At 56.0% G+C, this 24,376-nt stretch carries 28 protein-coding genes; 16 read left to right on the top strand and 12 right to left on the bottom strand.

Annotated features, from left to right (window positions below):
* Positions 1-39: 39 nt before the first annotated feature.
* Positions 40-1,620 carry an ABC transporter permease gene (locus tag RCCS2_RS03080; RefSeq protein ID WP_442852255.1) on the bottom strand — a complete coding sequence of 527 codons (1,581 nt, stop codon included), beginning with the start codon at positions 1,618-1,620 and terminating at the stop codon, positions 40-42.
* Between the two features lie 266 nt (positions 1,621-1,886).
* Here RCCS2_RS03080 and RCCS2_RS03075 point away from each other — a divergent pair, with 266 nt between their 5' ends.
* The 3 genes from RCCS2_RS03075 to cueR are packed head-to-tail and all read left to right on the top strand — an operon-like array spanning position 1,887 to position 5,560.
* Positions 1,887-2,615, top strand: coding sequence for a DsbA family protein (locus RCCS2_RS03075; protein ID WP_008231226.1), 729 nt, complete (start codon positions 1,887-1,889; stop codon positions 2,613-2,615).
* Positions 2,616-2,675: 60 nt separating this feature from the next.
* Positions 2,676-5,168 carry a heavy metal translocating P-type ATPase gene (locus tag RCCS2_RS03070; RefSeq protein ID WP_037293114.1) on the top strand — a complete coding sequence of 831 codons (2,493 nt, stop codon included), beginning with the start codon at positions 2,676-2,678 and terminating at the stop codon, positions 5,166-5,168.
* The gene (cueR, locus tag RCCS2_RS03065) at positions 5,165-5,560 is read left to right on the top strand and encodes a Cu(I)-responsive transcriptional regulator (RefSeq protein WP_008231223.1); all 396 of its coding nucleotides are present in this window, start codon (positions 5,165-5,167) and stop codon (positions 5,558-5,560) included. The genes RCCS2_RS03070 and cueR overlap by 4 nt, the downstream gene beginning before the upstream one ends.
* Positions 5,561-5,621: 61 nt before the next feature.
* On the opposite strand, the gene rpsU is transcribed toward cueR, so the two are convergent.
* Positions 5,622-5,828: a 30S ribosomal protein S21 gene (gene rpsU, locus RCCS2_RS03060; protein ID WP_008231221.1), complete on the bottom strand. Its 207-nt coding sequence runs from the start codon at positions 5,826-5,828 to the stop codon at positions 5,622-5,624.
* Positions 5,829-5,935: 107 nt separating this feature from the next.
* On the opposite strand from rpsU, the gene RCCS2_RS03055 reads away from it, so the two are divergent.
* The gene (locus RCCS2_RS03055) at positions 5,936-6,634 is read left to right on the top strand and encodes a COQ9 family protein (RefSeq protein WP_008231218.1); all 699 of its coding nucleotides are present in this window, start codon (positions 5,936-5,938) and stop codon (positions 6,632-6,634) included.
* Between the two features lie 12 nt (positions 6,635-6,646).
* On the top strand, positions 6,647-7,618 hold the full coding sequence (locus tag RCCS2_RS03050; RefSeq protein ID WP_008231217.1) for an NAD(P)H-quinone oxidoreductase: 972 nt from the start codon (positions 6,647-6,649) through the stop codon (positions 7,616-7,618).
* A 6-nt stretch (positions 7,619-7,624) separates the two neighbouring features.
* Here RCCS2_RS03050 and RCCS2_RS03045 read toward each other — a convergent pair whose 3' ends face one another.
* The 8 genes from RCCS2_RS03045 to RCCS2_RS03010 all read right to left on the bottom strand — a co-directional run bounded on the left by RCCS2_RS03045 (position 7,625) and on the right by RCCS2_RS03010 (position 12,759).
* Complete coding sequence (locus RCCS2_RS03045; protein WP_008231216.1) at positions 7,625-8,332, bottom strand: RraA family protein; 708 nt, start codon at positions 8,330-8,332, stop codon at positions 7,625-7,627.
* Complete coding sequence (locus tag RCCS2_RS03040; protein WP_008231215.1) at positions 8,317-9,012, bottom strand: alpha/beta fold hydrolase; 696 nt, start codon at positions 9,010-9,012, stop codon at positions 8,317-8,319. The genes RCCS2_RS03045 and RCCS2_RS03040 overlap by 16 nt, the downstream gene beginning before the upstream one ends.
* A complete protein-coding gene (gene rnhA, locus RCCS2_RS03035) occupies positions 9,009-9,461 on the bottom strand; it encodes a ribonuclease HI (RefSeq protein WP_008231214.1) in 453 nt (150 codons plus the stop codon). The genes RCCS2_RS03040 and rnhA overlap by 4 nt, the downstream gene beginning before the upstream one ends.
* A 1-nt stretch (position 9,462) precedes the next feature.
* Positions 9,463-10,056 (bottom strand): class I SAM-dependent DNA methyltransferase, encoded by a 594-nt coding sequence (locus tag RCCS2_RS03030; protein ID WP_008231211.1) that lies wholly within the window; start codon positions 10,054-10,056, stop codon positions 9,463-9,465.
* A complete protein-coding gene (locus tag RCCS2_RS03025) occupies positions 10,056-10,505 on the bottom strand; it encodes a DUF3429 domain-containing protein (protein ID WP_008231210.1) in 450 nt (149 codons plus the stop codon). The genes RCCS2_RS03030 and RCCS2_RS03025 overlap by 1 nt, the downstream gene beginning before the upstream one ends.
* Entirely contained in the window at positions 10,502-11,116 is a 615-nt protein-coding gene (locus RCCS2_RS03020; protein WP_008231209.1) for a LysE family translocator, read from the bottom strand. Before RCCS2_RS03020 ends, RCCS2_RS03025 begins: the two co-directional genes overlap by 4 nt.
* Complete coding sequence (ispH, locus tag RCCS2_RS03015) at positions 11,116-12,066, bottom strand: 4-hydroxy-3-methylbut-2-enyl diphosphate reductase (protein WP_008231208.1); 951 nt, start codon at positions 12,064-12,066, stop codon at positions 11,116-11,118. The genes RCCS2_RS03020 and ispH overlap by 1 nt, the downstream gene beginning before the upstream one ends.
* 111 nt (positions 12,067-12,177) lie before the next feature.
* Positions 12,178-12,759, bottom strand: coding sequence for a LabA-like NYN domain-containing protein (locus RCCS2_RS03010; protein WP_008231206.1), 582 nt, complete (start codon positions 12,757-12,759; stop codon positions 12,178-12,180).
* Positions 12,760-12,871: 112 nt separating this feature from the next.
* Here RCCS2_RS03010 and folK point away from each other — a divergent pair, with 112 nt between their 5' ends.
* The 11 genes from folK to recO all read left to right on the top strand — a co-directional run bounded on the left by folK (position 12,872) and on the right by recO (position 21,571).
* The gene (folK, locus tag RCCS2_RS03005; protein WP_008231205.1) at positions 12,872-13,459 is read left to right on the top strand and encodes a 2-amino-4-hydroxy-6-hydroxymethyldihydropteridine diphosphokinase; all 588 of its coding nucleotides are present in this window, start codon (positions 12,872-12,874) and stop codon (positions 13,457-13,459) included.
* A 100-nt stretch (positions 13,460-13,559) separates the two neighbouring features.
* Complete coding sequence (rpoZ, locus tag RCCS2_RS03000; RefSeq protein WP_008231204.1) at positions 13,560-13,913, top strand: DNA-directed RNA polymerase subunit omega; 354 nt, start codon at positions 13,560-13,562, stop codon at positions 13,911-13,913.
* 40 nt (positions 13,914-13,953) lie between these two features.
* Positions 13,954-16,104, top strand: a complete 2,151-nt coding sequence (locus RCCS2_RS02995; RefSeq protein ID WP_008231203.1) for a RelA/SpoT family protein — start codon at positions 13,954-13,956, stop codon at positions 16,102-16,104.
* A 6-nt stretch (positions 16,105-16,110) separates the two neighbouring features.
* The gene (locus RCCS2_RS02990; protein ID WP_008231202.1) at positions 16,111-16,752 is read left to right on the top strand and encodes a DUF2062 domain-containing protein; all 642 of its coding nucleotides are present in this window, start codon (positions 16,111-16,113) and stop codon (positions 16,750-16,752) included.
* 27 nt (positions 16,753-16,779) lie between these two features.
* Complete coding sequence (locus RCCS2_RS02985; protein WP_008231201.1) at positions 16,780-17,523, top strand: pyridoxine 5'-phosphate synthase; 744 nt, start codon at positions 16,780-16,782, stop codon at positions 17,521-17,523.
* A complete protein-coding gene (gene acpS / locus RCCS2_RS02980) occupies positions 17,520-17,921 on the top strand; it encodes a holo-ACP synthase (protein WP_008231199.1) in 402 nt (133 codons plus the stop codon). The genes RCCS2_RS02985 and acpS overlap by 4 nt, the downstream gene beginning before the upstream one ends.
* Before the next feature lie 53 nt (positions 17,922-17,974).
* Complete coding sequence (gene lepB / locus RCCS2_RS02975; protein WP_008231198.1) at positions 17,975-18,817, top strand: signal peptidase I; 843 nt, start codon at positions 17,975-17,977, stop codon at positions 18,815-18,817.
* Entirely contained in the window at positions 18,814-19,494 is a 681-nt protein-coding gene (gene rnc, locus RCCS2_RS02970; protein ID WP_008231197.1) for a ribonuclease III, read from the top strand. Before lepB ends, rnc begins: the two co-directional genes overlap by 4 nt.
* A complete protein-coding gene (era, locus tag RCCS2_RS02965; RefSeq protein ID WP_008231196.1) occupies positions 19,491-20,408 on the top strand; it encodes a GTPase Era in 918 nt (305 codons plus the stop codon). The genes rnc and era overlap by 4 nt, the downstream gene beginning before the upstream one ends.
* Positions 20,405-20,731: a DUF1491 family protein gene (locus tag RCCS2_RS02960; RefSeq protein ID WP_008231195.1), complete on the top strand. Its 327-nt coding sequence runs from the start codon at positions 20,405-20,407 to the stop codon at positions 20,729-20,731. Before era ends, RCCS2_RS02960 begins: the two co-directional genes overlap by 4 nt.
* Positions 20,732-20,836: 105 nt before the next feature.
* A complete protein-coding gene (gene recO, locus RCCS2_RS02955) occupies positions 20,837-21,571 on the top strand; it encodes a DNA repair protein RecO (RefSeq protein ID WP_008231193.1) in 735 nt (244 codons plus the stop codon).
* On the opposite strand, the gene RCCS2_RS02950 is transcribed toward recO, so the two are convergent.
* The gene (locus RCCS2_RS02950; protein ID WP_037293110.1) at positions 21,568-22,596 is read right to left on the bottom strand and encodes an SDR family oxidoreductase; all 1,029 of its coding nucleotides are present in this window, start codon (positions 22,594-22,596) and stop codon (positions 21,568-21,570) included. The two genes, recO and RCCS2_RS02950, sit on opposite strands and share 4 nt — an antisense overlap.
* A 58-nt stretch (positions 22,597-22,654) precedes the next feature.
* The gene (locus RCCS2_RS02945; RefSeq protein ID WP_008231189.1) at positions 22,655-24,340 is read right to left on the bottom strand and encodes an acyl-CoA dehydrogenase family protein; all 1,686 of its coding nucleotides are present in this window, start codon (positions 24,338-24,340) and stop codon (positions 22,655-22,657) included.
* Positions 24,341-24,376 lie beyond the last annotated feature (36 nt).

The following is a 24,376-nucleotide window of genomic DNA, read 5'->3' as shown; positions in this document are numbered from 1 at the left end:
ACGCGAGGGGTGCCATGTGAATGGCGCCCCTTTTTTGCTTCAAGCGCGCCCCGTGCCAATCTTGCGACATAGCAGGATGACGGGGATTAATCCAATGGCGGCAATGACAAGGCTTGGCACTGCCGCACCTTCCAGCCGTTCATCCGACGCCAATCTGTAGGCCTGCACTGCCAGCGTGTCGTAATTGAAGGGGCGCATGATCAAGGTTGCTGGCAATTCCTTCATGACGTCGACAAAGACGATCAGCCCGGCGGTCAGCAGACTGGTCCGTAACAGCGGCATATGTACACGCCGCACCAATCCCGGCATGTCTTGGCCCAAAGTGCGTGCTGCTGCGTCCATGTTTGGCGCGACCGACGCGATACCACCTTCATATGCGCCAATTGCGGCCGCCAGAAAGCGGATCAGATAGGCAGAGATCAAAAGCCAGATCGATCCGGTGAACAAAAGCCCGGTCGAGATATCAAACGTCGCCCGCATCCAAGCATCCAATGCGTTATCGAAAGCGGCAAATGGTACCAAAAGGCCGACCGCAATAACGCCACCTGGCACTGCGTAACCAATCCGCGCAAGATAAAGCGATGTGCCCGTCAGCCTGCTTGTACTGACGCGGTGCAGCGTGCCAAGGATCAGGGCAGCAAGCACAGTCAGAACAGCGGCGATGCTTGCCAGTGTCAGTGAATTACGAATAAAGCCCACGTAACGCGGGCTAAACAGGTCTTGCTCTGATCCCAACGCCATGGCGCTAAGTGCGATGACAGGTAACACAACACCCAGCAGAACGGGCGTCAGGCAAAAAATCAACGCGCCGACCTTCTGCCCCTTGGTCAGGGCCAGCCGTTGCAGTGGCGCATTCCGCCGCCCGCTGGCATATTTCGCGTCCCCACGGCTGTAGCGTTCCAGCATGACCAGCAGCAGGGCAAAGCTAAGCAGACCGAGCGCCAGCTGTGCGGCTGCCGCCCGGTCTGCCAGCGTGAACCAGCTTGTGTAAATGCCAACAGCAAAGGTCTGGACACCAAAATAGGCGACCGTGCCGAAATCAGCGATCGTTTCCATCGCAACAAGCATCACACCTGATGCAATTGCGGGGCGCGCCATCGGAAGCGAGACATGCATAAACGCCGCAAGGGGCGACCGCCCCAAAACGCGCGCTGCCAAAAATGTGCTGGCCCCTTGTGCTGCAAAGGCGGCGCGGGCCAGCAGGTAAACATAAGGATACAGGACCAGCGTTAACATCACCGCCGCCCCACCGAGCGACCGAATTTCTGGGAACCAGTAATTGCGGGGTCCCCACCCGGTCATGTCGCGTAGTAGCGTTTGCACGATGCCGGGGTGGTCCAGCACGTGCGTGTATCCATAGGCAAGGACGTAGGCGGGGAACGCCAATGGCAATGCCAAAGCAATCTCGACCCAGCGCCGCCCGGGGAAATCTGTCATCGTGACCAACCATGCCGCCCCGGCCCCGATAAACGCGGTTCCCACCATGACTAAACTAACAAGGATCAAGGTTGTGAACGTATAGCGTGCCAGAACTGTATCGGCGAGGTGCCCAAGCGTTTCAAACGATCCGGAAAACGCGGCTGCCAGCACACCCAGATAAGGAATGACGCAGACAAGCATGACAAAAATCGCCACGGCTTTGAACCCAAGGCTCAGACCTGCTCTGCGAGATGTTCGTGATGAAAGGCGCTGCTCCATAGGGTGCACCTAATCGAATGTAGGGCAGAGGGGCAAGCAGCAGGCGCGTCTGCAACACCAGCATCCTTGTGGCTATCCCCAACCGCGTCCTTGCGCCGCAGATATTACGCAGATGTGTGTGGTCATCACGCCCCCAAAATGTTTCTATGCGGATGTATTTTGAACCAACCCAATGATGTGGATGAAACATGCGCAAATTGCTTGCAGTCGCTTTGATGACACTGTTGCCGTTCGGCGCTGTGGCGCAGGAATTGTCTGAGGATCAGATCAAGGCGCTGGCGCTTGAGGCGATCCGTGAAAACCCAGAAATCATTGCAGAGGCTCTGTCCGTTTTGCGAGAAGAGCGCAACGTAGCAGAGGCGGCAGCGCAGGCCGAGGCCTTGGTGCGGCAACGCGCGGCGTTGGAAAGTGATCCCAATGCGCCCTTCGTCGGCAATGCCGATAGTGAAACCGTTGTTGTCGAGTTTTTTGACTACAACTGCCCCTACTGCAAACGCGCTGCTGACAACGTCAAGGCGCTGATCGCAGCAGATGATGATCTGCGTATCGTCTACCGTGAATGGCCGATTTTGGGTGACGGGTCTGAATTTGCGGCCCGTGCAGCATTGGCTGCGCGCGCGCAGGGCAAATATGAAGACATGCACTGGGGTCTGATGGAAATGCGCGGTCGCGCTGAAGAGGCCTCTGTTTTGGCTTTGGCACGGTCGGTTGGGCTGGATGTGGATCAACTGGTGGCGGATATGCAAAGCGAAGAGGTCAACAGCCACCTTGCCACATCTCAACAATTGGCGCGAACCCTTGGGTTTACCGGAACACCTGCATTTGTGATTGGTGATGCATTGGTGCCGGGTGCTGTACCGCTTTCTGACTTGCAAGGGCTTATCGCCGATGCGCGTGCGGATGAAGAAAACAATTAGGCCTTGACCTTCCAGTGAGTGGAAGGCCTATCTAAAGCGTGTACCAAAGGTAGCACGCCCATGTCTGATACGTCTCTTACCCTTCAAATCACCAAGCTTTCATGCGGTTCCTGCGTTGACAGGGTGGAAAAGGCACTGCGTGACGTCAGTGGCGTCACTGATGTGTCTGTCAACTTGGCCGCGGAAACAGCCAAAGTAACCTTTGCGCCTACGGCCACGCCTGCCCAATTGATAAAAGCGCTGGAAAAGGCGGGTTATCCAGCCCGTGTCGCACAGATTACCCTTGATATCGGGGGTATGCATTGCGGGTCTTGTGTCGGGCTGGTCGAAAAAGCGTTGCTTGCGGTCCCCATGGTGACAGACGCCTCGGTCAATTTGGCGGCTGAAACGGCCAAAGTGACCTATTTGGCGGGGGCCGGTTCCCCAAGGTCGATTGCGCAAGCTGCGACAGATGCTGGTTATCCCGCGCAATTGCGTGAAGCGGCAGACGTGCATGCGGACCGGAAAGACGCCCGCATTGACGCCCTGCGCCGCCAGTTCACAATTGCTGCTATTTTGACGGCGCCTGTCTTTGTGTTGGAAATGGGCAGTCACTTTATCCCGGGCGTTCATGCTTGGGTGCATCAAAATATTGGGATGCAAACCAGTTGGCTGTTTCAGTTTGCGGTTGTCACGCTGGTCCTGATTGGCCCCGGACGCATGTTTTTCGTCCAAGGGTTGCCTGCCTTATTCAAAGGGGCCCCGGATATGAACGCATTGGTGGCGATCGGGACAGGTGCGGCCTGGGCGTTTTCCACCGTCGCGACCTTCTTTCCTGCTATGCTGCCTGCTGGCACACGCGCTGTTTATTTTGAGGCTGCCGCCGTCATCGTGACACTGATCCTGCTTGGTCGTTTCCTTGAGGCACGCGCGAAAGGCAAAACCGGTGAAGCGATCCGCCGGTTGGTCGGCTTGCAGCCACAAAACGCGACCGTCGTACGAAATGGCCTTGCCGCTGAGGTTGCCATTGCTGACATCGTTGTCGATGACATTATCCGGGTACGACCAGGTGAAAAAATCGCGGTGGACGGTGTGGTGCTGGATGGCACGGCCTTCGTGGATGAAAGCATGATCACGGGTGAACCTTTGCCAGCAGAAAAAATCAGCGGTGACGTTGTTACAGGCGGCACCGTGAATGGATCTGGGTCATTTACGTTCCGTGTTACACAGGTCGGCGCTGATACCATGCTTGCCCAGATCATCCGCATGGTAGAGGACGCGCAAGGCGCGAAACTGCCAATTCAGGATCTCGTGAATAAGATCACATTGTGGTTTGTCCCGATTGTATTGGTCATTGCAGCGCTGACAATCGGGGCTTGGCTGATCTTTGGGCCTGATCCCGCACTTAGCTTTGCTTTGGTCGCCGGTGTGTCTGTTCTGATCGTGGCATGTCCTTGCGCGATGGGGCTGGCCACACCAACGTCCATTATGGTCGGCACCGGGCGCGCGGCAGATCTGGGCGTGCTGTTTCGCAAGGGTGACGCATTGCAGGCCTTAAGGTCCGTTGGCATTGTGGCCTTTGATAAGACAGGCACGCTGACCGAAGGGCGGCCAGAAGTCAGCGCCCTATCATTTGTTCCCGGCACCGATGAGGCAAACGCGCTTGGGCTGATCGCCAGTGTTGAGGCCCTATCCGAGCATCCGATTGCCACGGCCATCGTGCGTATGGCGCAAGGGCGGGGTTATGCATTGCAGGATGTGGATGATTTTAGCGCAGAGCCCGGTTTTGGGGTCAGCGGTGTTGTTGCCGGTCATCGCGTTGTGGTCGGTGCGGACCGGCTTATGCAGCGCGAAGGGATAGCGATTGATACGCTTGCGACCCTTGCTGCCAAAATCGCGCAGGAAGGTCAGACACCGTTTTATGCTGCGATTGATGGACAGCTGGCAGGACTGATTGGTATTTCTGATCCCATCAAACCGACAACACCTACTGCAATCAAAGCCCTGCATCAGATGGGTTTGCGCGTCGCCTTGATCACCGGAGACAACAAAAAAACCGCTCAGGCGATTGCCGCTGAATTGGGTATCGACACAGTCGTCGCTGAGGTGTTGCCCGACGGAAAAGTCGCCGCGCTACGCGATCTGACCCGCGAGGGCGAAAAGATCGCATTTGTCGGAGATGGCATTAACGATGCCCCGGCATTGGCCGCCGCCGACGTCGGCATTGCCATCGGCACCGGAACGGATGTCGCGATAGAAAGCGCCGATGTGGTCCTGATGTCAGGTGACATCAACGGCGTCTGTAATGCATTTGAGATCAGCCAACGCACGATGCGTAACATCCGGCAAAATCTGTTCTGGGCCTTTGCCTATAATACGGCACTTATTCCAGTAGCGGCGGGTGTGCTTTATCTGTTTGGCGGGCCGCTGTTGTCGCCGATGCTGGCCGCCGGTGCCATGGCGCTATCCAGCGTGTTTGTTTTATCCAATGCACTGCGATTGCGGTGGGTGGCACCACAACATGGGGCTGGGGCTGCGCCCCAGCAGATACCTTATCAGGAGGTGACAGCATGAACATCGGACAAGCGGCAGAACAAGCAGGTCTACCGCCCAAGACCATCCGCTATTACGAGGATATCGGGCTGGTGAAACCGGGGCGCGACACAAACGGCTATCGCGCCTTTGGTGACAAGGATATTCACAAGCTGACATTTCTGGCACATGCGCGGGCCTTGGGATTTTCCATTGAAGACTGCCGCGATCTGTTGGCGCTGTGGGAGGATACACAGCGGGCAAGCGCGGACGTACGCCGTATTGCGCAGGAACATCTACAGCGGATTGAGGATAAGATCGCGGATTTGCAGAACATGCGCGACACGCTCACGACTTTGGTGCGTGACTGTGCGGGTGATGATCGACCCGATTGTCCAATTCTGAATTCCTTGGGTGATCCGCGCCCTGCATAAGAAAAACCCCCGCCTGATCTCTCAGCCGGGGGTTTCTTGATCGTAACGTCGAAGGGTCGCCTTACAGCAGACCTTCACGCTGGAGCTTCTTACGTGCCAGCTTGCGCTGACGACGGATCGCTTCTGCTTTTTCACGCGCTTTACGCACGGACGGCTTTTCGAAATGCTGCTTAAGCTTCATTTCACGAAAAACGCCCTCACGCTGAAGCTTTTTCTTCAGAGCACGCAACGCCTGATCGACGTTGTTATCACGAACACTAACCTGCATGTGGTTTTCACCACCTCTCTAAGTTAAATTTGCAAAAATTGCAGGAAGTGGGCAGATAGCAAAGGCGGGCTAGTTTGTCCAGTGCGCACGGATTGCAGGAGTGACCAATGACAAATGCCCCTCTCGACCCGATTTTGAACCAGCTTTTGGACGCGGCCTTGCCGCATGTCGCCTTTGATGGCTGGTCGCCAGCCACGTTCAAGGCCGCTGTTGCGGATGCTGACATTGATCCAGCAGTCGCCAAAACGATGTGTCCGCGTGGTGCAGTGGATTTGGCTATCGCTTATCATCATCGCGGTGATGCAGCGATGGTTACATCCCTGAAAGCAGCCGATCTGACCAACATGCGCTTTCGTGACAAGGTTGCCCATGCTATTCGCCTGCGCTTGCAGGTGATCGACGATAAAGAAGCTGTGCGCCGTGGCACTACGCTTTTTGCCTTGCCACATATGGCAGCTGATGGGGCCAAGCTGATTTGGGGCACCGCTGATGCGATTTGGAACGCGCTTGGTGATACATCGCGCGATGTGAATTGGTATACAAAGCGGATGACGTTGTCGGGTGTCTACAGCTCGGTCGTGCTATATTGGCTGGGTGATGACAGTCTCGATTTGCAGGCAACCGATGCCTTCATCGACCGCCGTATTGATAACGTCATGCAGTTTGAAAAGCTCAAGGCGCAGGCCAAGGCCAACCCTTTGCTGAAACCGCTGACAAGCACGTTGGAGCGGATGATGGCCTCTGTCAAAGCACCGGGGGCGGTCTCTGACCCCAATTTGCCCGGCGTTTGGCGCGACCCGCAGTAAGGACGCGTATTCATGAAGGCGATTGAAATTTCTCAGGCTGGTGGACCCGAGGTGTTGACGCTGGCGGATCGGCCCATGCCGGAACCTGATTATGATCAGGTCGTCATCAAAGTGGCCTACGCGGGTGTAAATCGCCCCGATGCCTTGCAACGGGCCGGGCTTTATAATCCGCCAAAAGGGGCCAGTGACCTGCCCGGGCTTGAGGCCGCAGGCGAGGTTGCTGCCTGCGGCGCTGGTGTGGCAAATCTGAAGCCCGGTGATCAAGTCTGCGCGCTGCTGCCCGGCGGCGGATATGCAGAGTATGTGGCGACGCCCGCCGCACACTGTCTGCCGATCCCCGATGGTTTGACATTGAAACAAGCAGCCTGCCTGCCAGAGACCTTTTTTACTGTGTGGTCCAATGTCTTTATGCGCGGTGGTTTGCAGGCCGGGCAAAGATTTCTGGTACATGGTGGCAGTTCCGGGATTGGAACAACCGCCATTCAACTGGCGAAGGCGTTTGGTGCGCGTGTTTTCACGACGGCTGGGTCGGATGAGAAATGTAAGGCGTGCATTGCTTTGGGGGCCGAGGCTGCTTTCAGCTACCGTGACGCGGATTTTGTTGAACAGATGCGTGCGGTTGGCGGGGCCGATCTGATCCTTGATATGGTTGGTGGGTCCTACATCCCGCGTAACCTAAAGGCGCTGGCAGATGACGGAACGCTGGTGCAGATCGCGTTTCTGCAAGGACCGAAGGTTGAATTGAACTTCGTACAATTGATGACACGGCGGTTGACGATCACTGGTTCAACGCTGCGTCCGCAGTCCGATCTGGCAAAAGCGCGGATCGCGGATGAACTGCGCACGCATGTCTGGCCGTTGATCACGGCGGGTAAAGTGGCCCCGGTCATGGATCAGGAGTTCACGCTGGAAGATGCCGCCGCCGCACATGCGCGCATGGAAAGCAGCGCACATATTGGCAAGATTGTTCTGAAGGTCAGCTAGACCGCGTCAGGTGCGCGCCTTTTCAAACGCAGCCCACGCTTCAAGCAGCTTATCCAAATTAAAATCAGCCTCTTTTGCTGGCCCGAGGATAATTTGCTCGCCCGCCCACATCTTTTCAATCGCGGTCTTCAGATCAGGGATGACTTTGGGTGGGATCACTAAACCGCCGTGCTGATCGGCATGCACCAGATCACCTTGGTTCACTGTCATACCCATCACGTTCACTGGTGTTCCCAATTCGCGCACATGCACAAACGCATGGCTGGGCCCGATAGAGCCCGCAACAACGGGAAACCCCTGTGCCAGATCACCCAGATCACGCATCACGCCATTGGTCAGCGCACCGTTCAGGCCCAGCCCCTTATGCACGTTCGTATGTACCTCGCCCCACCAGGCGCTAACGCAGTGGGGATAGTCGATGTCCTCCAGCACCGCGATGGCAGGGCGTGGTCCGCCTGCCATGTTGCGGAAATAATCCAGACGCCGGGCACGGATCACGTCTGGGGCTTCGGTCGGGGCCTCGCGTCCTGCGATCTTGGCTGTGCGCGCAAAACCAACCATGGATTGACCCGGGGCAGAGCATTGCATTGTGCCTTTGGTATAGGCGTCAAAGCCGCGTTTGCCTTGCGCCACTTCAATGGCGTTGCATACCGTGGGCGTGTCGACCCGTTGCAGCAGCGCGAGAAGGTCGGCGGAGATTACTGGTTCAGCCATTGTGCCAAAGCCTCGTTTGTTATTTGGGGTTGTTCAAGTGTCGGCAGGTGGCCCGCATTCTTGATAATTTTCAGGGCCGACCCCGGGATCAGCTCATGCATCAGCGTGTGCCGGTGGATCGGGCAGAGGGCATCATCTTCGCCACAAAGGATCAGGGTCGGCACATTGACCGAACGCAAGGTGTCTTGCTGGTCGGGGCGCGATTGCAGCGCGCGGGACTGGTTGATGAAAACGTCAGGGCCAAGCGCGTCGGCCATCGCCATGCATAAATCAAGGATTTGGCCCATACGGGGACCATCGGTCAGATAATTCGGTTTCATCTCATCACGCATGACAGCACGCAGATGCCCGTCGCGCACTTTTTGCATTTGTGGTTCGCGGTTTTGCGCGACCGTGGGATGTTCAGCCTTTGGGTTGGTATCAAGTAATGCCAACCGGGTAACGCGATCCGGGGCTTGGCGGATCACTTCCATCGCGACAATCCCACCCATCGACAAGCCAGCAAGCGCGAACTGTTGGGGCGCAGTATCAAGAATGTCGCGCGCCAACGCTTCAACAGTGGCGTGGTCATTCAGCGGCGCGGTTACAATTGGTCGCTCATGCGAAAATGCTTCGATCTGCGGGCCGTAAAGGCGGGCGTCACACATCATGCCGGGTAGCAGCAGAAGGGGCTCTTTCATGGCTTAAACGGCTCCATTCCTGCGCGGGCCAGTTCGTCAGCCTTTTCGTTTTCAGGGTGCCCCGCGTGGCCTTTGACCCATTCCCACGTCACGTCATGGCGCGCGGTCACCTCATCAAGGCGTTTCCACAGATCTTCGTTCTTTACGGGTTTTTTGGCTGCCGTCTTCCAACCGCGCGCTTTCCAGCCATGAATCCATTGGGTGATGCCGTCTTTGACATAGGAACTGTCCGTGACAATCGTTAGCGCCGTAGACCGGTCGAGCGTTTCCAGCGCGCTGATGGCTGCAAGCAGCTCCATGCGGTTGTTCGTTGTATCGGCTTCGCCACCGCACAGTTCGCGTTCTTTCAGCACCTTGTCGCCGTCGCGTGCCACCAGTAGCGCGCCCCAGCCGCCGGGACCGGGATTGCCTGAACAGGCACCGTCTGTATAGGCAAATAGGTCTGGCATTTCAGGGCTTCTTTCCGCGCATGATCACAAAGGGATCTATTGTGCCAGCAAGGCCGGCTTCTTTGCCTTCCCTGACATAGGTGACCGTATACCCAGCACCCGTGAACAAGACTGACAGTTCATCGACAGTTACATATGTATACAACCTGTTGATCGTGTCGCGCCCTGTTCCCATGCCCGTTTTCATGCCGACGTGCAAAATACCGCCCGGCTTGGTCGCTGCAAACAGTGCTGCAAAGTAACGTGCAAGATGATCGCGGGGTGCATGAAGCAAACAGAAATTGGCCCAGACACCATCGTAAATCTCTTGCTCTGTCACGTCGTCAAAACGGCCAACGCGGGCGTTTAAGGCATATTTTTCCCGTGCGATCGTAATCATCCCTTCTGAGGCATCAATGGGATCAGGGATAAGTCCCGCGTTTTGCATATGAAATGACGCGGCACCGGGGCCGCAGCCAAGGTCCAACACTTTGCCACCCTTCGGGATAAGGTCGATAAAGCCTTGCAGGCTTTCGTCGGGTGCATCCTGCGTTACGATCTGTGCGTATTCCGCGGCTCTTTCGTCGTAAGTTGCGATGGTGCGGGCGTCGGTCATCAAAACACCAAAGGCAAAAATGTGATGATAACGATCACTGTAAGCAGCCCGCGGAGATACATCCACCAAGGCGGCGCAAGGCCCAGCCGCCAGAAATGCCAATCCAGCAGTAACAGTCCTAGGAAACCGACGATCAGATTAACGGCCGCTGTGGTCGGGCCGCCGCCTGTCATGAAAAAAGCCCAAAGCGCCGGGATCACCGATAGAATATAGCTTGCAGTGGCGATCTGACCGGTTGCTTTGGTGGCAAACCCCCAAAGCACGCCTGACATGAACGACAATATAATAGCCCCGTAGAAAAGCTGCACATAAGGTCCGATAAAGCGACCGCCGAGGTTCATTTGCCCCCAAAAGGCAAGATCCGGGATCATGACGGTCGCTGCCCCCCAAGCAAAGGGCAACAGGCCGGCCAGCCCAAGGATCAGTGCAGAGCGCGGGATTGTGTTCATGCTTTTTCGAAGGCCAATCGCAATCCGAGTGCCGCAAAGATACTTGCAAATGATCGGCTAAGCCAGCGCATCACGGTTTCACTCTGTAGCAGCTTGTCACGTGCGAGTGCGGCAAAGACCCCGTAGAAAACGAAGATAACAAAGGTCAGCGCCATAAAGACAATGCCCAACATAATCATTTCGGCTGTTGCGGTCGTGGGGCTGCCGGACAGGAAAGGTGGCAGCAGCGCCAGAAAGAAAATCGACAGCTTTGGGTTCAAGATATTGATCAGCGCACCGCGTTTAGCAATTTTGAATAGTGGCTGGCTGGCCGCGTTTGGGCGGATTGCCAAAGCACCGTCTGACTTCAGTGCCTGCCACGCAAGATATAGCAGATAAGCCACACCTGCGAACTTGACGATCTGGAACAGTAGCGCGCTGGTATGCAAAAGGGCGGCCAAACCCAATGTTGCTGCGGCGAGGTGGGGAATTATCCCGATCGTGCAACCAAAGGCTGCGGCGATAGCTGCCCGTCGTCCCTGTCCCACCCCTAAAGCAAGCGTATAAATCACGCCGGTGCCCGGTGCGATACAGACGACAATGGCGGTAAGCAAAAATTGCAGACTGATCATCAGGCAGGCTCCCTCAGTACCCGCGGCACTTTGAATTCGACGTTTTCTTCTGCGGTCACCACCATTTCGACGGTGGTATCAAACCTGTCCTTGAAGGCATCAATAACCTCGGCGATCAGCACTTCGGGGGCTGATGCACCGGCTGTAATCCCCATCGATGTGATCCCTTCCAGCGCACGCCAGTCGATGTCAGTCGCCCGCTGCACCAGCTGCGCATAATTACAGCCCGCACGCGCGCCCACTTCGACCAGACGTTTGGAGTTGGACGAGTTCGGGGCACCCACGACCAGCATTGCATCGCATTTGGGGGCCATCGCCTTGACTGCTTCTTGTCTGTTTGTCGTAGCGTAACAGATGTCTTCCTTATGCGGTCCCACGATATTGGGAAAACGGTCGTATAGGGCAGCAACAATATCAGCGGTATCATCAACCGACAGTGTGGTCTGAGTGACAAAGGCCAGTTTGTCAGGATCGCGCACGGCGACGGTCGCCACATCAGCCACGGTTTCGACCAAAAGCACTTCGCCTTCGGGCAATTGCCCCATGGTTCCGACAGTTTCAGGGTGGCCTTCATGGCCGATCATGATCATTTGCAGACCATTGTCAGCGTGCCGCTGCGCTTCAATATGTACCTTGCTGACAAGAGGGCAGGTGGCATCCACAAAGACCATCTCGCGCTTTGCGGCTGCGGCTGGAACGGATTTCGGCACACCATGCGCAGAAAAGATGACAGGGCGGTCATCTGGGCATTCGTCCAGTTCATCGACGAACACAGCACCTTGATCGCGCAATGCATCAACAACAAATTTGTTATGTACGATCTCATGGCGGACGTAGACAGGTGCGCCCCATTTTTCCAACGCCATCTCAACAATCTTGATCGCGCGGTCGACGCCAGCGCAGAACCCCCTGGGGGCTGCAAGATAAAGGGTGAGGGGTGGTTTCGTCATTATATGCTCCGGTTATGCTACCAGAGGTAAGGGTTTGGCGCGGACAGGTCCAGCGCCAGTTGCTGCGACCCATTGAGGCGCGCAGGACTGCGCGCCGTTGCACTCATAAGATCACGTCTCTTGCGTGACTTCTTCTTGCTGTTGCTGCGTTTCCTGACGTGGTTCGCGTGTCGGGCGACCCACAACATCGCGCAACTCATCAAGTTCGATGAAGTTGTCAGCCTGACGCCGCAGTTCATCAGCAATCATTGGTGGTTGGCTGCGAATCGTTGAAACCACTGAGACGCGAACCCCTTTGCGTTGCAGCGACTCAACCAATGGTCGGAAATCACCATCGCCGGAAAACAGCACCACATGGTCAACATAAGGGGCGAGTTCCATTGCATCGACGGCAAGTTCGATGTCCATGTTGCCCTTTACCTTCCGGCGGCCCATGCTGTCTGTGTATTCTTTCGCAGGTTTCGTCACCATGGTGAAACCGTTGTAGTTCAGCCAATCAACCAACGGGCGTATTGGTGAGTATTCGTCGTTTTCAAGTAATGCCGTATAGTAGAAAGCCCGAAGCATTTTTCCGCGACGCATGAATTCCTGTCGCAAAAGTTTGTAATCGATGTCAAAACCAAGCGACTTTGCCGCTGCATATAGGTTTGATCCATCGATGAAGAGCGCCAATCGCTCGTCCCGATAAAACATAGGGTCGTCCTTCCAAATGTGGTCTTGCGCGTAATTATTGTTCGTGAGTGTTATGAAAACAGCAAGATTGAAACTTATCTAAAGGTTTTCACGATTGAGACAAGAGTCGAATATGCCGCCTATAGGCCAATGTGCGCTTATCGCCTTTGGCAGCAATGAAAATTCGGTCTGGGGTGACGCAAGGGAAACTGTACAAAAGGCCATGCATTTGGTCGCAGAACTCGCGTCGTCCACGATAAAGACGAGTGGGCTTTTCGTGACACCTGCGTTTCCTGTGGGTGCGGGGCCGGACTATGTGAATGCTGCGATGGCGTTTGAAACAGCGCTTTCAGCGCGAGAATTGCTGAGTGTTTTACACGAAATCGAAGCCAAGGCAGGGCGAAAACGCAGCCAAAGGTGGGGGCAGCGCACGCTTGATCTGGACCTGATCGCACTTGGTGACCTTGTGATGCCAGATGTCGCAACACAGCAAAAGTGGCGCGATCTGCCACTGTCAGAGCAGCAGCGCATGACGCCAGAGCAATTGATCTTGCCACATCCGCGTCTTCAGGATCGGGCGTTTGTGTTGGTGCCGTTGCTGGATGTCGCACCCGATTGGACGCATCCGCTACTGCATCTTTCAATCGCGCAAATCTGCGCCAATCTACCCGACAGTTTACGCGCGGATGTCACACGGCTAACCGATAAGGGTGGCCTTTAGAAAACTAAGGTCTCGCGCGCCTCTAGCCCTTGTCAATCTGGCCCGAAGGCTCTAAGTAGGCGGCTTCCAAAGCCCCTATGACCCCGACTGGAGTTCGCCCATGGCCCGCGTCACCGTAGAAGATTGCGTCGATAAAGTTCCAAACCGTTTTGAGCTTGTGATGCTCGCGGCACATCGTGCCCGTGAAATTTCCTCTGGTGCGCCGATCACCGTGAGCCGTGACAATGACAAGAACCCGGTCGTATCCTTGCGTGAAATCGCCGAGGAAACACAACAGGCCGCTGATCTGCGCGAACGTATGATCGAAGCGAACCAGACACAGATCGAGGTGGATGAACCCGAAGAGGACAGCATGTCCCTTCTTATGGGTGCTGAGACTGACAAGCCTGCCGAAGATGATATGTCAGAAGAGAAATTGCTGCGCGCATTGATGGATGCGCAAGGGCAGCGCTAAGGCCGCCTGACCGGCCTTACAAAGATAGGCGCGGGACCAGATGACGACAGCAGATGATCTGATTGCACTGGTCCGCACCTACAACCCCAACTCAAATCAGGCGCTGTTGCGCGATGCTTTTGCCTTTGGTGCCGAAATGCACGAAGGGCAATTCCGCCATTCAGGTGAACCATATTTTACGCACCCTGTTGCGGTCGCTGGTATTCTGGCCGAACAGCAGATGGATGACGCGACGCTGGTCACTGCACTGCTGCATGACACGATAGAGGATACCAAAGCGTCCTTTGGCGTGGTTGAAAAGCGGTTTGGCCGCGAGATTGCCGAACTTGTCGATGGTGTGACCAAGCTGACCAATTTGCAGCTGACCTCGACCCAGACAAAACAGGCCGAAAACTTTCGCAAGCTCTTTATGGCGACGTCTCGCGATCTGCGGGTGACTTTGGTGAAACTGGCCGACCGTCTGCACAACATGCGCACGATCAAATCTATGCGGCCCGAAAAGCAGGCCCAGAAGGCGCGTGAAACAATGGATATCTTTGCGCCACTTGCGGGCCGTATGGGTATGCAGTGGATGCGCGAAGAGTTGGAAGATTTATCATTCCGTGTGCTGAACCCTGAAGGCCGCAATTCAATCATCCGCCGCTTTATTACGCTGCAACGCGAAACAGGCGATGTGATCCAAAAAATCACCGCTGACATGCGGGTTGAGATGGAGAAGGCGAATATCACCGCTGATGTTATTGGCCGTGCCAAAAAGCCCTATTCGATCTGGCGTAAGATGCAGGAGAAAGAACAGGGGTTCAGCCGTCTTGCTGATATCTACGGCTTCCGCATTATCGTCGCGACCGAGGCTGATTGCTATCGCGTCCTAGGGGCGATCCACCAGCGGTGGCGCGCAGTTCCAGGGCGGTTTAAGGACTACATCAGTCAGCCAAAGTCTAACGGCTATCGCTCGATCCACACAACCGTGTCCGGGCGCGACGGTAAGCAGGTTGAAGTCCAGATTAGGACCCGAGAAATGCACGAGGTCGCAGAGACTGGTGTTGCCGCGCACTGGTCTTACAAAAACGGTGAGCGGGTAGAGAACCGCTTTGCGGTTGATCCGGTGAAATGGATTTCCTCGCTGACCGAACGGTTGGACGAAGATCAGGATCATGATGAATTTCTCGAAGCTGTGAAGCTTGAGATGTATCAAGACCAAGTGTTCTGCTTCACGCCCAAGGGTGACGTGATCAAGCTGCCGCGTGGGGCGACCCCGATTGATTTCGCCTATGCGATCCACACGCGCATCGGGTCGGCATGCGTTGGGGCCAAGGTTGATGGGCTGCGCGTCCCGCTTTGGACGCGATTAAAGAACGGCCAGTCGGTCGAGGTGATCACAGCCGAAGGGCAAACGCCGCAGGCGACCTGGATTGATATTGCGGTTACGGGCCGCGCCAAAACGGCGATCCGGCGGTCACTACGCGAAGAGGATCGCGAACGCTTTGTGCGCTTGGGGCGCGAGCTGGCGCGCGTGGCCTTCGAAAATGTTGGCAAGAAAAGCACAGAGAAAGCGCTGGGAACGGCAGCAAAGGCTTTGGCGATTGATGGTGTCGAAGAACTGCTTGCCCGTCTTGGAAGCGCCGAGATTACCGGGCGCAAGGTTGTCACAGCGATATATCCAGAGTTGGAGCACGCGCAAGGTGAAGAAATTGACCAAGGGCGCGCTGTTGTCGGTCTGACACCTGATCAAATCCAACAGCGCGGCGCCTGCTGCCAGCCCGTACCGGGCGAGCGTATTCTTGGCATCACGTTCCGGGGTCATGGCGTTGTGGTGCATGCCATTGATTGCGCAGCCTTGGCCGATTACGAAGACCAGCCGGAACGCTGGATTGACCTGCGCTGGCAGGACGGCACACACGGTGCCGTGAATACAGTGACCTTTGATGCCACGATTGCCAACGATTCTGGCGTATTGGGACGAATTTGCACATTGATCGGCGAACAGAACGCCAATATCTCTGACCTTAAGTTCATTGACCGGAAACCAGACTATTTTAGGTTACTGATAGACGTAGATTTGCGCGACGCGGAACACTTGCACCGCATTCAGACCGCGCTTGAGGCAGAAAGTAACGTGTCGACAATTGTACGGCACAAGGATCCGGGGCTTGCGGCACTGGGCGCGGGAACACCCCGCAGAGAAGGATGACGAGTATTGGTCTTCAAACGCAGGGATAGACGCGCGATCTGGCAGATCGTGCTGGATTTCTTTTATCCCCGCGGCGGCTGGACCCGTGCGTTTGAATACGTCAAACACCGGGTGCGCCGTCTGCCAGATACGCCGCAAAAGATCAGTCGCGGGATTTGGGCGGGTGTGTTTATCTGCTTTACCCCGCTCTTTGGCCTGCATTTCGTTTTTGGCGCTATCATCGCACGGCTGCTGCGTGGCAATATCTTTGCCGCATTGATGGCGACGTTCTTTGGCAATCCGCTGACATTCCCGCCTATTGGTTATTTGTCGATTAGCCTTGGGTCGTGGATGTTGGGCCTGCCGCCGGGCCGGAATGATCACCTTGGTCAGAAATTCGCAGACGCCAGTTTTGATTTGTGGAACAACATTGTCGCGGTCTTTACCCCCGATCACATCAACTGGCGGGGGTTGCAGGTTTTTTACGACGATGTGTTCTTTCCTTACCTTATCGGCGGCATAGTTCCTGGCCTGATCACTGCGACAATCGCATATTATCTATCGGTGCCTGTGATTAGCGCCTACCAGACACGCCGGAAAAAAGCGTTGCTGGCAAAGCTTGACCAGTTGAAGAAAAAGACATCACCTAGCGATCAATCCAGCAACTAGGCTGCGGACGACAAAGGAACGTTGAAGATGACCAAGAACTTACGCCTTGGCGTGAACATCGACCATGTTGCGACCGTGCGTAATGCGCGTGGTGGTGCGATGCCTGATCCCATCCGTGCCGCCGTAATTGCAGAAGAGGCAGGGGCCGATGGCATCACCGCGCATCTGCGCGAGGATCGTCGCCACATCTCTGACGCGGATATTGAAGGGCTGATGGCGGCACTGAAAGGTCCGTTGAACTTTGAAATGGCAGCGACCAAGGAAATGCAGCAGATTGCACTGCGCCACAAACCGCATGCGGTTTGCATCGTCCCCGAAAAGCGTGAAGAACGGACCACAGAAGGCGGACTAGAGGTTGCGCGCGAAGAGAATTCCCTGGCACATTACATAGCGCCATTGCGTGAAGCAGGCTGTCGCGTATCCATCTTTATCGCCGCCGATCAACGCCAGATCGAGGCGGCCCACCGTATTGGCGCGGAGGTGATTGAACTGCACACAGGCGCCTATTGTGACGCACATGCAGAAGGTCGCTTTGATGAACGTGATGATGAGCTGCGTAAGCTTACCGATATGGCCGCGTTTGCGGATGACTTGGGGTTAGAGGTTCATGCCGGGCACGGGCTGACCTATGATTGCGTAGGTCCGGTGGCGGCCCTGCCGCAGGTCGTTGAATTGAACATTGGACATTTCATCATTGGCGAAGCGATCTTTCGCGGGCTTGCGCCAGCGATATCGGAAATGCGCCGCGTCATGGATCAGGCACGCGCGTGATCTTGGGGGTTGGTACTGACCTGGCGAATATTGACCGGATCGCTGGAACGCTTGATCGGTTCGGCGATCGTTTTCGCAATAGGGTGTTTACCGATATCGAACAGCGCAAAGCAGAGCGGCGTAAAGACGTCGCAGGCACTTACGCCAAACGCTGGGCTGCGAAAGAAGCATGTTCCAAGGCGCTGGGCACTGGCCTGCGCATGGGGATTTCGTGGAAAGACATGGCGGTGTCCAACTTACGCACCGGACAGCCGGTAATGGCGGTCACCGGCTGGGCCAAGGAACGGCTGGACCAGATGACCCCCCCAGGGCACGAGGCAATTATTCACGTAACGTTGACCGATGATCACCCTTGGGCACAGGCCTTTGTGGTGATCGAGGCGCGCCCCATCGCTTGACAGCACAGGCCTGCGCCCTCATGTAGCCTCAAACCACATTCAAGGATCAGGCAATGGCTGATAAGACTGAGCAGACAGGATTTTTCCCTTGGCTCATTGAGACAGTAAAGACAGTGTTTTGGGCACTGGTGATTGCCGGTATCTTTCGCACCGTTTTCTTTCAGCCATTCTGGATTCCGTCAGGGTCGATGAAAGACACGTTGCTGATTGGTGATTTCCTATTCGTCAACAAGATGGCCTATGGGTATTCCTACGCGTCCTGCCCCTCTATCCGTATTCCACAAGTCGGGATTGATCTGGGTGCAGATGATTTTTGCGGATTTCTTGAAGACCGTGAAGAGCGGATTTTCGGCAGTGACCCAGAACGCGGTGATATTGTTGTTTTCCGCCACCCGGTTGATGGGCGTGACTTTATCAAGCGCTTGGTCGGGGTGCCGGGCGACCGCGTTCAGATGATTGACGGTGTTTTGCAGATCAATGACGAACCGGTCGAGGTTGAACCGGCAGGGACATTCACCGAGGTTTTTGAACCGCAGGGGCCACTTGGCACAGCGCCATCATGTTCGAACAATCCCGGTCGAGACGCGATTTGCGAAAAACAGCGGTATATTGAAACGCTGCCCAATGGGGCCAGCCACGCGATTTTGGATATCGCGCCGCGCCCAACGGACAATACTGGCGTTTTCACTGTGCCGGAAGGGCAATTTTTCTTCATGGGGGACAACCGTGACAACTCAAGCGATAGCCGTGTGGCACAAGCGGCCCGCGGTGTTGGGTTTGTTGAGCGCAAAGATATCGTTGGACGTGCAGACCGTGTGATGTTCTCGTCTGCGGGTCGGTCAATGCTGGCCTTCTGGACATGGCGGTCTGATCGTTTCTTTAAGGCGCTTGATTGAAACTCTCAGCTGAACTGACGGCCTTTTCCCAAAGGCTGGGGCATAGCTTTGACAAGCCCGAAATCCTGATCCGCGCGGTCACGCATTCATCCATCGTCAGCCCGCACCGCGATGACAATCAGCGGCTGGAATTTCTGGGCGACCGGGTTTTGGGTCTGGTGATGGCCGAGGCTTTGTTAAAGGCGGATCCTTCCGCGCCCGAAGGCTTGCTTGCCCCCCGCTATAACGCATTGGTGCGCCGTGAGGCCTGTGCTGAGGTGGCCCGCCAGATTGATCTAGGCGCGGTCCTGAAATTGGGTCGGTCCGAGATGAAATCCGGCGGGCGCCGCAAAGAGGCGCTGCTGGCAGACGCGATGGAAGCGGTTATTGCAGCTGTCTATCAGGATGGCGGGTTTGATGCCGCGCGCGCAGCCATCCTACGCCTTTGGGGCGACCGGATCCATAATGTTGCCGCTGATGCACGTGACGCGAAGACTGCGTTACAAGAATGGGCGCAGGCGCGTGGTGAAGTACCACCGCAGTATGTGGAGGTTGCCCGCACTGGACCAGACCATCAGCCCGTGTTTACCATTGAGGCACGTTTGGCCTCTGGCCCGTCCGAGCAAGCCACAGCCGGGTCCAAACGTCAGGCCGAGCAGGCCGCGGCAACGGCCCTTTTAAAGAAAGTCGATACATGACCGACGCCCCAACCAAAGCTGGCTTTGTTGCGCTTATTGGCGAACCAAATGCCGGGAAATCGACGCTGCTGAACCGGATGGTCGGCGCGAAAGTATCGATTGTGACGCATAAGGTGCAAACGACACGTGCGCGCATTCGGGGTGTTGCGATGGCAGAGAATGCGCAACTGATCTTTATCGACACGCCCGGCCTGTTCAAGCCGCGCCGCCGTCTGGACCGCGCCATGATCGCCGCCGCGTGGGGTGGGGCCGCCGATGCGGATGTCGTGGTGTTGATGATCGAGGCACATCGCGGGGTCACGGACGGTGTGAAGGCGATTTTGGAAACGCTATCCGAACGTGCTGGCAAATCCCCTGTCGCACTGGCCATCAACAAGATCGACAAGGTCAAGTCCGAAGTTCTGCTGGCGCTGACCCAGCAGATGAATGACGCCTATCCTTTTGCCGAAACCTTCATGATCTCGGCAGAACGTGGACATGGCTGTGATGCCCTGCGCGATTGGCTGACAACACAGGTGCCGGAAGGCCCGTTCCTTTATCCCGAAGACCAGATCGCGGACCTGCCCATGCGGATGATCGCCGCTGAAATGACGCGCGAAAAACTGACGCTGCGTTTGCATCAGGAATTGCCCTACGAACTGACGGTTGAGACGGAAAACTGGGAAGAACGCCCTGATGGATCGGCGCGGATTGATCAGCTGATCTATGTCGCGCGCGATGGCCACAAGGGGATTGTGCTGGGCAAAGGTGGCGAAACGGTCAAGGCCATCAGTCAGGCATCGCGCTTGGAATTAGAAGAGTTTTTGGGCCGCCGCGTGCATCTGTTTGTGAAGGTCAAGGTGCGCCCGAATTGGCTGGAAGAATCAGAGCGGTATTCGGAAATGGGTCTCGATTTCAAAGATGGTAACGCTTGAAGCTGACGGCAGACATCTGGGTTTCGGCCTATCTGACGCGGCTGCGACTTGTCGAAATTCCTGCCTTTATCGTTCAGCGCGGTGATGGAACCGCAGGCGCTGTTTTGGTCAAAATAAACACACTTGATGGCAAAGCGTGCTGTTATCAGCGCAGCTTTGATCTGATGACTGGCGATCGTAAGTGGATGGTATTGGCCGAGGGCGATGAGGCAGAGGTTGACCAATCGGTATCAAAGCAATGCAGCTTTGATCCCGATCTTTGGGTGATCGAGGTGGAGGACAAACAGGGCCGACACTTGTTGGATGAACCGGGGCTTGATTGACGTTTATGCCTCCCGCCGGAGGCTTCTGCTATTCCAAGCCGGACATCGGCTTGCAACTAACGTGCAACCGGTCTGTTATAGACCGCATGTCATGGGCGATCCAAAATGATTGAATGGCGTTCGGAAGCGGCGCTGCTGTCAAGCCGCCCCTTTGGCGAAAACGGCGTGATCATCGAGGTGTTTAGCGCGTTGCACGGGCGTCACGCGGGTGTTGTCCGCGGCGGTGCGAGCCGTAAGCTGGCGCCTGTTTTACAGCCCGGTGCGCAGCTTTCTGTGGCGTGGAAAGCGCGCCTTGAAAGCCATCTTGGCAGCTTCGCTGTTGAACCGATCCGCAGCCGGGCGGCGGCTGCGATGGGTGACCGGCTTGCACTGGCGGGCCTTAATGCTGTTTGTAGCCTGTTGGCGATGGTCCTGCCTGAACGCGAGGCGCATGAACCGCTTTATGAGCGCACAATTGCGCTGCTGGACTTGTTGGGACAGCAGGACGTTTGGCCATTGGCCTATTTGCGGTGGGAACAAGCCTTGTTAGAGGAAATGGGGTTTGCCATGGATTTGTCTGCCTGTGCTGTGCGCGGCGTGAACGAAGATCTGATCTATGTCTCGCCTAAATCCGGTCGCGCCGTCAGTCGTGAGGCCGCTGGCGAATGGGCTGACCGCATGTTGCCACTGCCAGAGGTCTTGACTGGCAAGGGAGATGCATCGAACGCGCAAATTGCAAAGGCTTTGGGAACGACAGGATATTTTATCGAACATCGCTTGATCAAAGGATTGGGTGATCGCCCCATGCCCGCCGCCCGCACCAGATTACTTGACGCCATCATGCGCGCAGAGCGCACTTAGACCAATTTGTTTTCAATCAGATAAGTCGCAGAGGCCGCCGCCGCCTTTTGGCCCCGTCGCATCCCGCGACCCAACGTAGATATGGCACGTGCATTGTCCATCTTGTCCACACGCCCAAGGCTGGGGATGATAGATTTGATGGCAGGGTCGAACCGCCCCAAAAAACGGATCAGAAAGTCCGGCGCAACGCGTGTTGGGATCTTGCGATTAGGGTGGGCCGCTTTGATCGAGAGAGCGAGCTCTTTAAAGCTGATAAAGCTGTCGACCGTCATAATGCGTTGTCCGTGGGTTTCCGGCTTGTCGATAGCAATAACATGCATTTCAGCAACGTCTTGCACGTCAACAGTGCCAAAGCCGATGTTGGGCAGCATCGGGTCTTTGCCACGCAGCAGGCGTTCAATCACTTGCACAGACGTACCAAAGTTTTTGTCCAATGGCGCGCCCAGCACAAAACCAGGATTGATTACGGTCAGCTGCATGTCAGGTGCTTCGTCGCGGATGAAATCCCATGCGGCTTGTTCGGCCAGTGTTTTTGACCGGGTATAGGCCGATACATCAGGGTCGGCCGGATCGGTCCAATTGGTTTCATCAAAAGAACTGTCACCCGGTGGCAAAGCAGAGCCAGAGATGGCGACAGTTGATGATGTAAAGATAACACGCGTTACCCCCGCCTTATGTGCGGCCCGCAATGCGCGCAACGCGCCGTCGACGGCAGGGCGGATCAGGTCATCTTCGTTCTTGGGCTGTGTCAGTGGAAAGGGCGACGCAGTGTGCATCAATACGTCAACACCTTCCATCGCAGCATCCCAACCCGCGTCAGAAGACAGGTCCAGCGCGACATATGTTAGCCGGGTGTCGAGGTCAGCGGCATCATTTACGTGTGGGCGTACTGCCTCTGTCACCTCTGCCCCACGGTCCATGCTGCGGACTGTACCGCGCACGTGATACCCTGCGTTCAACAGCTGTAACACGATGTGTTTGGCAATATATCCGGAAGACCCGGTTAGTAATACAGTCGTTGGCACCTGTCGCTCCTCTTTGTGCTACCCTCTTGCACTTAGCGACAGGTAACGCAAAAGCAACCTAGTCAAGCAGACGTCGTGCGATCACCTGCGCCTGAATTTCTGCGGCACCTTCAAAGATGTTGAGGATACGTGCATCGCACAGAATACGGCTGACCTTATACTCAAGGGCAAACCCGTTGCCGCCGTGGATTTGCAATGCATTGTCCGCACAAGCCCACGCGACGCGCGCGCCCAACAGCTTGGCCATGCCAGCCTCAAGGTCGCAGCGGCGATCATTGTCTTTTTCATCCGCGCTGAAATAGGTCAGTTGCCGTGCGACCATGATCTCAACCGCCATCATGGCAAGCTTACCTGCTACGCGCGGAAAGCTGATCAGCGATTTGCCAAACTGCTTGCGGTCTTGTGCATACTGCATCCCAACGTCCAAAGCTGATTGTGCCACACCAACAGCGCGGGCCGCGGTTTGGATGCGGGCGCTTTCAAACGTCTGCATCAACTGCTTGAAGCCTTTGCCGGTTTCGCCGCCTAACAGGTTTTCATCCTTGATCGCAAAACCATCAAAGGCCAGTTCATATTCTTTCATGCCGCGATAACCCAGCACCTCGATCTCACCGCCGGTCATGCCGGGGGTGGGGAAGGGTTTTTCTTCGGTTCCGGGTGTTTTTTCGGCAAGAAACATGGACAGGCCGCGATAGTCAGTCGTGTCTGGGTCTGTGCGTGCCAGCATGGTCATGACGTGGGTGCGGGTCGCATGCGTGATCCATGTTTTATTGCCCGTCACCTTCCAATCATCGCCTTGTTTGACCGCACGGGTGCGCAAACTGCCAAGGTCTGATCCAGTATTGGGTTCAGTGAACACGGCTGTCGGCAAAACCTCGGCCGAGGCAAGACCGGGTAGCCATTTCTGCTTTTGCTCTTCGGTGCCACCACACAAGATCAGCTCTGCCGCGATTTCAGACCGGGTGCCAAGTGAGCCGACACCGATGTAGCCGCGCGATAGTTCTTCGGACACAACACACATGGATGCTTTTGACAGGCCAAACCCACCGTATTCTTCGGGGATCGTCAGGCCAAAGACGCCCATTTCGGCCATCTCGTCGATAATCTCAAGCGGGATCAGTTCGTCTTTCAGATGCCAGTCATGTGCATCGGGTTCCACACGTTCAATGCTGAAACGGCGGAACTGTTCGCGGATCATTTCAAGCTCTTCATCAAGGCCCGACGCGCCAACGGTGATGTTTGCAGATTGCTCTTGCATCAGATCCACAAGACGCATCCGCGCGGCTTGGGTGTTGCCTTCTTGGGTCAGTGTCGCAACTGCGGGCTGCATCAATGCGCGCATATCGTCCTGTGACAGGCCGATATCTTGCAGGCGCAAAATTTCGCCTTGGCTCATCGGGATGCCGCCGTAAATCTGCCACAGGTATTCACCAAAGGCGATCTGGTGGATCAACTGTTCCACCTCACCAAACTTGCCAGCCTCTTGCAGGCGCGCGGCCCAGTTTTGCATTTGCTGCAAGGATTGCGCATAGGTGGCCAACCAGGCAAGGCCATGCGCCGCTGTCTGGTGTTCTTCAATCAGCTTGCCAGAAATACGTTCGCCTTCTGTCACTATGGCACGCACCGCGCCTTTGGCACGGGTCAAGATGTCTTCTACCGCTGGGATCGCAGCCGCTGTCGTCGCCAGCAAGTCAGCCAGAATGGGGTTTTGCTTCAACGTCATATCTTGACCATCATGCGCCATTTCGCGACTCCTATCAATTTGCAGTCGCAGAGATAA

Origin of the sequence: Roseobacter sp. CCS2 (assembly GCF_000169435.1) — a bacterium.
Taxonomy (GTDB): domain Bacteria; phylum Pseudomonadota; class Alphaproteobacteria; order Rhodobacterales; family Rhodobacteraceae; genus Yoonia.
Note: the sequence above shows the minus strand (reverse complement) of the source record. Positions and strands in the feature narration are given on the sequence as shown.

Excerpts from the sequence above, each read along its gene's own strand:
- RCCS2_RS03080 (WP_442852255.1), bottom strand. The coding sequence starts at position 1,620 with ATGCTTGTCTGCGTCATTCCTTATCTGGGTGTGCTGGCAGCCGCGTTT.
- RCCS2_RS03075 (WP_008231226.1), top strand. The coding sequence starts at position 1,887 with ATGCGCAAATTGCTTGCAGTCGCTTTGATGACACTGTTGCCGTTCGGC.
- RCCS2_RS03070 (WP_037293114.1), top strand. The coding sequence starts at position 2,676 with ATGTCTGATACGTCTCTTACCCTTCAAATCACCAAGCTTTCATGCGGT.
- cueR (WP_008231223.1), top strand. The coding sequence starts at position 5,165 with ATGAACATCGGACAAGCGGCAGAACAAGCAGGTCTACCGCCCAAGACC.
- rpsU (WP_008231221.1), bottom strand. The coding sequence starts at position 5,828 with ATGCAGGTTAGTGTTCGTGATAACAACGTCGATCAGGCGTTGCGTGCT.
- RCCS2_RS03055 (WP_008231218.1), top strand. The coding sequence starts at position 5,936 with ATGACAAATGCCCCTCTCGACCCGATTTTGAACCAGCTTTTGGACGCG.
- RCCS2_RS03050 (WP_008231217.1), top strand. The coding sequence starts at position 6,647 with ATGAAGGCGATTGAAATTTCTCAGGCTGGTGGACCCGAGGTGTTGACG.
- RCCS2_RS03045 (WP_008231216.1), bottom strand. The coding sequence starts at position 8,332 with ATGGCTGAACCAGTAATCTCCGCCGACCTTCTCGCGCTGCTGCAACGG.
- RCCS2_RS03040 (WP_008231215.1), bottom strand. The coding sequence starts at position 9,012 with ATGAAAGAGCCCCTTCTGCTGCTACCCGGCATGATGTGTGACGCCCGC.
- rnhA (WP_008231214.1), bottom strand. The coding sequence starts at position 9,461 with ATGCCAGACCTATTTGCCTATACAGACGGTGCCTGTTCAGGCAATCCC.
- RCCS2_RS03030 (WP_008231211.1), bottom strand. The coding sequence starts at position 10,056 with ATGACCGACGCCCGCACCATCGCAACTTACGACGAAAGAGCCGCGGAA.
- RCCS2_RS03025 (WP_008231210.1), bottom strand. The coding sequence starts at position 10,505 with ATGAACACAATCCCGCGCTCTGCACTGATCCTTGGGCTGGCCGGCCTG.
- RCCS2_RS03020 (WP_008231209.1), bottom strand. The coding sequence starts at position 11,116 with ATGATCAGTCTGCAATTTTTGCTTACCGCCATTGTCGTCTGTATCGCA.
- ispH (WP_008231208.1), bottom strand. The coding sequence starts at position 12,066 with ATGACGAAACCACCCCTCACCCTTTATCTTGCAGCCCCCAGGGGGTTC.
- RCCS2_RS03010 (WP_008231206.1), bottom strand. The coding sequence starts at position 12,759 with ATGTTTTATCGGGACGAGCGATTGGCGCTCTTCATCGATGGATCAAAC.
- folK (WP_008231205.1), top strand. The coding sequence starts at position 12,872 with ATGCCGCCTATAGGCCAATGTGCGCTTATCGCCTTTGGCAGCAATGAA.
- rpoZ (WP_008231204.1), top strand. The coding sequence starts at position 13,560 with ATGGCCCGCGTCACCGTAGAAGATTGCGTCGATAAAGTTCCAAACCGT.
- RCCS2_RS02995 (WP_008231203.1), top strand. The coding sequence starts at position 13,954 with ATGACGACAGCAGATGATCTGATTGCACTGGTCCGCACCTACAACCCC.
- RCCS2_RS02985 (WP_008231201.1), top strand. The coding sequence starts at position 16,780 with ATGACCAAGAACTTACGCCTTGGCGTGAACATCGACCATGTTGCGACC.
- lepB (WP_008231198.1), top strand. The coding sequence starts at position 17,975 with ATGGCTGATAAGACTGAGCAGACAGGATTTTTCCCTTGGCTCATTGAG.
- era (WP_008231196.1), top strand. The coding sequence starts at position 19,491 with ATGACCGACGCCCCAACCAAAGCTGGCTTTGTTGCGCTTATTGGCGAA.
- recO (WP_008231193.1), top strand. The coding sequence starts at position 20,837 with ATGATTGAATGGCGTTCGGAAGCGGCGCTGCTGTCAAGCCGCCCCTTT.
- RCCS2_RS02945 (WP_008231189.1), bottom strand. The coding sequence starts at position 24,340 with ATGGCGCATGATGGTCAAGATATGACGTTGAAGCAAAACCCCATTCTG.